Here is a 7,559-nt window from a genome sequence, read left to right on the forward strand (position 1 = left end):
TATCTCAGACGGAACGTTAGAAAATGCAATTCGGATTATTTCAAACCACTGAGCAAAGCGATCTGTTCGTTGCCACCGATCTGACAACAAAGACGGTGCCAATTTCAGCGAACTCGCCAGCCGAGATCTGTGAGGGGACAAAAACCTTCCGTCGGCTAGATGTACCGTTTCTGCTTTGGATTGAAAGCCGGGTTGCCAACATCGACAATGCCTACCGGAAAGGCAAAGCGTCAGCCTCCGTCCATACAACGGTGGAACAACGGTTCGCTGTCATTCGAAAGTGGGCAAAAGAAAACATCGATGCTGCTTTACTCGAGGCTATGCGCAGAAACTTCGATCCGAAGTCATACAGTCCGCCGGTGTCGGAACCTACACCACCAGTGACAGAAAACTGGTCAATAGCGATGCACGAAGCCTTCGAAGAACGGGCAGCAATCATGGAATTCGATGGTGGTTTGTCACGTGCGAAAGCTGAGCAAGCTGCTGAAATCTCAATTCGATCCAGTTTCAACCGGTAATAGGAAGAACAAAACAATGTCCAAGTCGAGTAATAACAATGGCAATGCTGAAAAGAACCGCGCTTCGAGCCGCGCTCTGCCTGCGGCAATTCCGAAAACGCAAGACAGCCCCAGCGGTGGCGCACTGCTCGCTGCCAATCCCCAATGCGGTAGTTCGTTGAAGCGTGGCGGGACCTGCAGACAACCAGCCATGGCCAATGGGCGGTGCAAGATGCACGGCGGAAAACTGGGTGGCGAGATCATGGCTCGGCCTGGCAATAAGAATGCTGTTTCCCATGGCGCCTTTCTTCCTGAGATCCAGGATGAACGAGAACAGCAGGCATTCGATTTATTCCTGTCTGACCTGTACGAATCGTTCCCGGATCTGAACCGCGCAGGCGATTTGAGGCACGCTCAGCTGGCAGCGATCACCTACGTTCGCCTGCTTCGGGCGCTGTGGGGCGAAGCGGCTAGCTCAACCATTGACGATCTATCGCGAGTCTTTACCAGGCACCTGGCGGCAATGCGGGTAAACCGTGACCAACGAGGAGTGGATGGTGAAGGAAAATCCGGGCCGATGTCGCCGGCAGAATACGAGGTGGAAATCATCCAGCAGGTGAGGATGTATGCGAAAAATGGGACTTCCCCGATTTCTGTCGATCCGAATCTCCTGGGATTTGATCCAGCTGCGGTGGAAGTTTCTTAGGCTGGGTTGAATCAAGCAGAAAAACGACGGGATTTCATCGCAGAGTGTCATGGAGTCAGACAGAAAAATCAAGACTTACGTGCAATACACCAAGATTTTCTTCGCAGAACACTTAGTCTGCGATGAAAGTCAATCAGGAAGACAGTCGGTTGAAATATCGAAAACTGTTCAAATTCGGGGGTTTCCGGTTTGTCAGTCTTGCGCGGCAGTTTCATAAGTCGTGAATATTCCAATCGCATTGGGATTATTTCGCGGATCGTTATGGACCTTCCGTCTTGACGTCGGAACGTTAACCCGGCATCGAATCGGGAGGAATGCCGAGCACCAGTGGAAATAGCCCTGGTGAAAGCTCGGAAGGAAAACCGAGGGGTAGCCCCAAAGGGGGTATTCGGCGCGGTATTAAGGTTGAAAAACCGAGACTCTGTTTTCCATCGCAGTCTCGAGCGACTGATCCGAGATGTGGGCATAAATCTGAGTGTGGGTAATGTTCCGGTGCCCAAGTGCTTTCTGGACTACCAGGATGTCGTGGCTCTTTGAATACAGGGATGTGGCAAAAGTGTGCCGGAGCTTATGCGGTGTAATTGGTTTATCGATTCCCGCCAGCTTTACCCACTTCTGCGTCAGAAACTGAATTGCTCGTGGGTTCATTCGTTCACCCTGCTGGTTCAGGAAAAGCGCTTTCGATTGAGATTGGGATTCGTATTTCGATCGCTCACCGGTGATGTACTCGGTGATGACCTGTCTGGCTACTGAGGGTAGGAACTTCCGGATGGGATTTCCGCCTTTCTGCTTACGGATGATCAAGTGCTTGCCATCGATATCGACAAGATCAATCTGAGTCAGTTCTGCTACGCGGATTCCGGTGTTCAGTAATAATTGCAAGATTGCGTAGTCGCGCTGAGCATGAATGTCGGTTGCATGGTTTTGAACGGTGAGTAATAGTTGGTGTTCCTCAGTATCGGTGAGATACACCGGTGGTAAACGGTCGACTCGTTTTAGGCGAAGGTGTTCGGCGGGACTGACTGCAATTAGGTGAGAGTTGCAGGCCCATCCGAAAAATGATCGGATCGCGGTCTTGGTACGGTTCATGGTGTTTGCATTCTTCGCGGTTCCGTCAACTTTGGTGGAGAATGAAACGAGGAAGTGATCGATATCTGAAGCGGTGATTAGATCTAAGCTTTTTGAGCTAAGCTGAGTCAAGCACCTGATTACATCAGCGAGAAAGTTATTGACTGTGTGTTTTGATTTCTGTTGTGCCAGCAGATAGGTCCGGTAGTCAGTAAGCACGGTATTGAAGTTCATTCTGCACCTACGATCGGTTGAAGTTCATCGGGCCGCACTTCGAAACTGCAGAAGGAACCCGGGTGGAAAAAACGAATCTCGATTGCGAAGTAGCGAGCCGGATCGGGTGCGATGAGGTCAAGTAACATTTCTGGAAAGCGATCAATGTTATCACGAGTGAGGTGTAGGTTGGCTTCGGGATCTGATGGTTCCATGTCATTCATGAAGAAGCCAATAATCTCAGCATCGCAGTTATGGGTCAGGTAGCAGACGCGTTGTCCCAAGCGGTATTGGGTGGTATTGGTAGTGGTGGTAGCCATGATGTTTCTCCTTGTTTGGGCTATGAAACGTTACCATCGAAAGAACCGGAAAGCAAGTCAGGACAAGGGTTTCAAGGCATGAATGCAAACGGAAAGAAATCAAATCGTTCACCCGGGCTTAACATCGCAATTCCACAGAGCATGGCGAATGCATACGCTGTTTTGGTGGATCCTGCGGTATGGGGAGAGCATTTCCTTAAGAACCCGGACGGAGATCGCAGACAGTACTGGCCACACCAATACCAGGATCTCCGATCGACTGAAAAGCAGATCATTCATCAGGATGGGCGCGAAGTTGGCAAAACCATTGTGCTGACCACACTGGTTCTTCATTACGGATTTACGACTAGGAACGGATCGGGCTTAGTGGCGACTCCGCATCAAGGTCATCTCGAGACCATCATCGATGAAGTTGAGCAGCAGATTTTCAATAACCCCACGTTGCTGAAAAGCGTTGCAAAGAATCGCTATGGCAATCCGGATATCTCGCAAAAGCCATACTACCGGATTCGATTCTCGACTGGAACCGTAATCCATTTTCGGCAAGCCGGAGATTCCGGTCAACCATTCCGATCATTACACGTGGAACGGGTTTGGGTTGATGAGGCGGCATGGATGACGGAGCGAGCTTGGAAAGCATTACGACGTTGCTTGAATGAAGGGGGCGTATTCCGGATTTACTCGACACCTAATGGATTGCGGGATACCACTTACTACCGGCTCACTCAAGACAAAACGAAGCGCTGGCAAGTCATGCGTTGGCCATCATCGCTGCATCCAAACTGGACCGCAGCCAGAGAAAAAGAACTGCTTGAGTTCTATGGTGGGCGTGAGACCTCCGGTTTTCAACATGAGGTATTAGGTGAACACGGTAGTCCTACCTATTCAGCATTCCCAGTGGAATCAGTGAAAGCTGCCCTGGTAGAGATTCCTGAATACCAGCGGATCGTGCTGACCAATAGTGAACTTGCAGATTGTGAGAACGAATCCGCAATTCGTACCAGGCTTGATCTACTACTGGGACTCACACCCAGAAAGGGAAAGTTCTGGCTCGGTGGCGATCTGGGTTACACCTCTGATCCCTGTGAACTATTGGTCTGGCAGGAAGAGGAAGGAAATAAACTGGCACTGGTTATGCGGGTGCATACGGAACAGGTCGCCTATCCAGTCATCGCAGAATTGCTCGCAGTGATGGATGACTATTTCCAATTTGCGGGACTTGGTGTCGACGAGGGTGGCAACGGACTTGCTGTCGTACAGGAACTCTCAACGCTGGACAAGTTTGCAGAATATCGGTTCAGTGATCGACTGATCGGATTCAACTTCGGCAGCTCGACTGTTATCGGTTATACCGATGAAGGCAAGCAGCGCAAAAAGAGAACAAAGGAACTGATGACGAGTCTGATTAATGGTCGACTTTCACAAAAAACGATTCGATTCCCGAACGATGATGTGGAGGTCGAAGATCAATTTTGTACTCACACCTACGTCATGTCCGAAGGAAAGATAGTCTATTCCAAAGGGCGCGATCACATCATTGACGCAACTCGCTGTGCAATGCTGAGAGTGTATCTGGAAGAAATCAAAGAGCTTAGACCAGAAATTGAAGAAGCGTTTATCATGCCGGTAACGACCGATCCGGTGTTTGTATGAGGTTACCCATGAAACTTTGGCCGTTCACTAAATCAGATCGATCGATTGGTACTTCCGGAATTAAAACAGAAACTGATGAGCTAGTTGCCGTGGCAGAGATCTCCGGGACTTTTTCATCGGAATATTCCGTTCAGGCTATTCCTGGAACCTGGGAAGAGCGCGGCAAACTTGCCTGGCAATACTACACGGAAGAGCCGATTGTCAACAATGCGATCAATACCTGGCGAACATTTGCGATCGGTGATGAAATTCGGGTGACTTCTGATGATGAAGAGACTCGAAAAGCTGCCGTCGATTTCTTCAAAAAGAATGAACTGAACGATTTTATCAGGGACATGATCCTTCAGCTGCTCGTCAAGGGCGAATGCATGGGATACAAAAACTACGGTGGACAAAAGAAGAAAACCAGTAGTGGCAAAGAGGGATACTCAGAGATAACCAAGATCTGGTGTCTGAATCCAGTGTCGGTTCAGTTTCAACTGGAGCGCGGTGAAATCATTAAGATCATCCAGAAAACGGAAGATGCCGTCGGTGTGACTTCCGGTAATGAGATTGAGCTTGAAGCTGCACAGTTCTTTCATCAGAAGTGGAACAGCCCCCAGTTCAATTCCCGTGGTAACTCCATGGTGTTGCCGGCATTTGAATCAATTGAACTCATGCGGGATTACCGTCGGGCTGAACGTGCGATCGCCAAGCGATGGACGACACCACTACGATTTATCTCAGTCGGTGGAAAATTCGGCGATAAAGTAGTCATGCCAACCCAGGGAATGCTCAACCAAGTTCGAGATACCATCAACAAAATGGATCTCAAAACCGGCATGGTGGTTCCCTTCTATGTTGAGGTAAAGACTTACGGCACAGAAGGAATCGTTCTCAATACAGAAGAAAAAGTCAAAGAAATCAAGTCCGACATCATTGTGTCGCTGGGTTTTGTGAAGTCACTGATCACCGGTGAAGGACCAAACTTCGCAACTGCCAGCGTTGGTTTTTCCAAAGTGGTGTTAATGCTGAAAGAGATCAAGCAGATTGCCCGTGATATTCTCAATTGGGTATTTGATGATTGGAAGGAACTGAATGGCTGGCAAGACCGGAACATCGATTTCATTTTTTCCGACATCGACCTCAACAATGATGAAGGACCTCGCAAGCTACTGCTTGAACTTTATGATCGGAATATTGTGTCCAAGCATACCGTTCAATCCAAAATGGGTCTTAACCCCGATGTAGAAAATTCTAATCTGGAAACCGAACGTCCGAATCTGCTTCGATCATTATCAGTCAAAGATCTTGCCGTCCTAGTGCAGTCTGGGATTGTGTCGGTAGAAACGGTTCAAGAAAGTCTTGGGCTCGACCCAGCAACCGAATCCCAGAAACTGAAGCAATCAGATGTGCAGAGTGTAGCAGCCTTATATGAGAGTATTCAAATCCCCGAGTTGCCGGAATGACTCAAGCCGAACGCATCCAAGCCGAAGTTGCCAAGAGTCTAGCTGCAGTAGATAAATATACTGACCAGCAGCTCAAGCCACTGCTTCGATCTCTGCAGCAAGCCTCCAATCAGATCAAAGGAGAATTGCTGTCAATTGCTGGTAAACGAGAACTCACTGATGGAATTCAGGTGAGACAATCCCAGCTACTGGGTATCCAGCATCGGATAGATGCAATTGTTGACAAGTTGCATAAAGAGCAATCTGTACTTTTCACCGGCATCAGCCGCGACTCATTTCAGGGCGGTGTTCACAGTGCAATCAACGAATTCGGAAACATCGGGTTCCCAACTTACGATACTTTGAATCAAGCAGAACGGTTGTCGTTAGCTACTGATGCCATGAGCGTGATCGATACCCAGGCTATCGATTTCCTGGTGAATTATCACCTTCAGTTACTGGGTAGTGTCACCAGACAACTGGCAGAAAGCATCAAGCAGGAGCTGAATGTCGGGATCGCATCCGGTGATGGGATTGCACTAATCGTTCAGAAACTGGGAAGCGTGATTACGAATCCTGAGGAATTTAGAGTTGCCGGTAAAACAGTGTTTAAGACTGTTCAACAAAGATTGGAAACAATCACCCGAACAGAAGTCTTACGTGCCCATAACCTTGGCCGTGAGAAATTCTACCACACAGTTGGCGTTAAGCAGGTTACCTGGATTACTGCCCAGGACGAACGGACTTGCCGCGTCTGTGCTCCCCTGGATGGAAAAGAGTTTGCCATTACTGACTGCCCTTCTCTCCCCCGGCATCCAATGTGTCGCTGCATCACATTCGTGTCTGCACCACTTACGATCTGTGGACAGGGCGAACCGATTGCCATGGCGGCGGTGGATGGACCTGGTTGTATCATGCCAAGTGGAACTTTACAACAAATTTCCAAGGCACAATTGGCAAATAGTTCCAAAGTACAGCAGGCGTTTCAAAGTGGTGATGTATCTCAGTTACAATTGCTTACAATCAAGGAACTCCAAGGTCTGGCGATGCAGAATGGTGTTGCCATTGCCCGAACGAAAAGTGACTTCATAGCACTACTAGATAAAGCAGAAATAGGAATAGACCATTCTCAGTTATCCGGACCTGCGTTGAAGGCGAAAATATCCCAGTACAAAATTAGTGCCCTGCGAAGTAAAGACGATCTAGTTAAGTTACTAGCACAGAAACAACAGGTGTCACCAGCAATTGTTGCACCGGTTGTACCCATCGTTCAACAGCAGGCTCTGATTGATCTTGCCAAACAAGAACTGGATCAGTTAGTCAGTACGGTATCGCTCCCCACTGATGTATCTGGATATCAGGATTTCCTGGCGGCGGTGACAGCTGTTGAAAGTAAGGTGACCTTGCTATCGAACGATCCAGCGTATGTGAACATTATCGGGCAGCCGTTGCAAAAAGTGCAACAACTGAAATCAACGTGGTTATCATCCATTGCCGCAAAATCCTCCAGTGATCTGAAAACACTGGCAAAGGATGCCAAACTCAAGCACTGGCAGTGGGCATCCAAAGATGAAATCGTGACATTGCTTGCCTCTAATGACTCAGCACAGCGTCAACTGGCAGTGGAGTCAATTGAGGCGAAGTACGCCAAGTGGGCTGAAAAACACGGTGGCAA

7 protein-coding genes are annotated in these 7,559 nt (G+C 48.7%); 5 read left to right on the plus strand and 2 right to left on the minus strand.

Annotation, left to right across the window (positions count from 1 at the left end; all coding sequences use genetic code 11):
- Positions 1 to 23: 23 nt before the first annotated feature.
- Together OEM52_02880 and OEM52_02885 are read left to right on the plus strand one after the other, a co-directional pair.
- Positions 24 to 518: a hypothetical protein gene (locus OEM52_02880; GenBank protein ID MDK9699082.1), complete on the plus strand. Its 495-nt coding sequence runs from the start codon at positions 24 to 26 to the stop codon at positions 516 to 518.
- Positions 519 to 534: 16 nt separating this feature from the next.
- Positions 535 to 1,203, plus strand: coding sequence for a hypothetical protein (locus OEM52_02885; protein ID MDK9699083.1), 669 nt, complete (start codon positions 535 to 537; stop codon positions 1,201 to 1,203).
- Positions 1,204 to 1,602: 399 nt separating this feature from the next.
- On the opposite strand, the gene OEM52_02890 is transcribed toward OEM52_02885, so the two are convergent.
- Together OEM52_02890 and OEM52_02895 are read right to left on the minus strand one after the other, a co-directional pair.
- Positions 1,603 to 2,505 carry a tyrosine-type recombinase/integrase gene (locus OEM52_02890; protein MDK9699084.1) on the minus strand — a complete coding sequence of 301 codons (903 nt, stop codon included), beginning with the start codon at positions 2,503 to 2,505 and terminating at the stop codon, positions 1,603 to 1,605.
- Positions 2,502 to 2,804, minus strand: a complete 303-nt coding sequence (locus OEM52_02895; GenBank protein MDK9699085.1) for a hypothetical protein — start codon at positions 2,802 to 2,804, stop codon at positions 2,502 to 2,504. The genes OEM52_02890 and OEM52_02895 overlap by 4 nt, the downstream gene beginning before the upstream one ends.
- A 15-nt stretch (positions 2,805 to 2,819) precedes the next feature.
- Here OEM52_02895 and OEM52_02900 point away from each other — a divergent pair, with 15 nt between their 5' ends.
- The 3 genes from OEM52_02900 to OEM52_02910 all read left to right on the plus strand — a co-directional run.
- Positions 2,820 to 4,457 (plus strand): hypothetical protein, encoded by a 1,638-nt coding sequence (locus OEM52_02900; GenBank protein ID MDK9699086.1) that lies wholly within the window; start codon positions 2,820 to 2,822, stop codon positions 4,455 to 4,457.
- Between the two features lie 8 nt (positions 4,458 to 4,465).
- Entirely contained in the window at positions 4,466 to 5,905 is a 1,440-nt protein-coding gene (locus OEM52_02905; GenBank protein MDK9699087.1) for a hypothetical protein, read from the plus strand.
- Positions 5,902 to 7,559: phage head morphogenesis protein (locus OEM52_02910; GenBank protein MDK9699088.1), on the plus strand; the 1,658-nt coding region annotated here is incomplete at its 3' end. The genes OEM52_02905 and OEM52_02910, both read left to right, overlap by 4 nt.

The organism is bacterium (assembly GCA_030247525.1).
Lineage (GTDB): Bacteria > Electryoneota > JAOADG01 > JAOADG01 > JAOADG01 > JAOTSC01.

Excerpts from the sequence above, each read along its gene's own strand:
- OEM52_02880 (MDK9699082.1), top strand. The coding sequence starts at position 24 with ATGCAATTCGGATTATTTCAAACCACTGAGCAAAGCGATCTGTTCGTT.
- OEM52_02885 (MDK9699083.1), top strand. The coding sequence starts at position 535 with ATGTCCAAGTCGAGTAATAACAATGGCAATGCTGAAAAGAACCGCGCT.
- OEM52_02890 (MDK9699084.1), bottom strand. The coding sequence starts at position 2,505 with ATGAACTTCAATACCGTGCTTACTGACTACCGGACCTATCTGCTGGCA.
- OEM52_02895 (MDK9699085.1), bottom strand. The coding sequence starts at position 2,804 with ATGGCTACCACCACTACCAATACCACCCAATACCGCTTGGGACAACGC.
- OEM52_02905 (MDK9699087.1), top strand. The coding sequence starts at position 4,466 with ATGAAACTTTGGCCGTTCACTAAATCAGATCGATCGATTGGTACTTCC.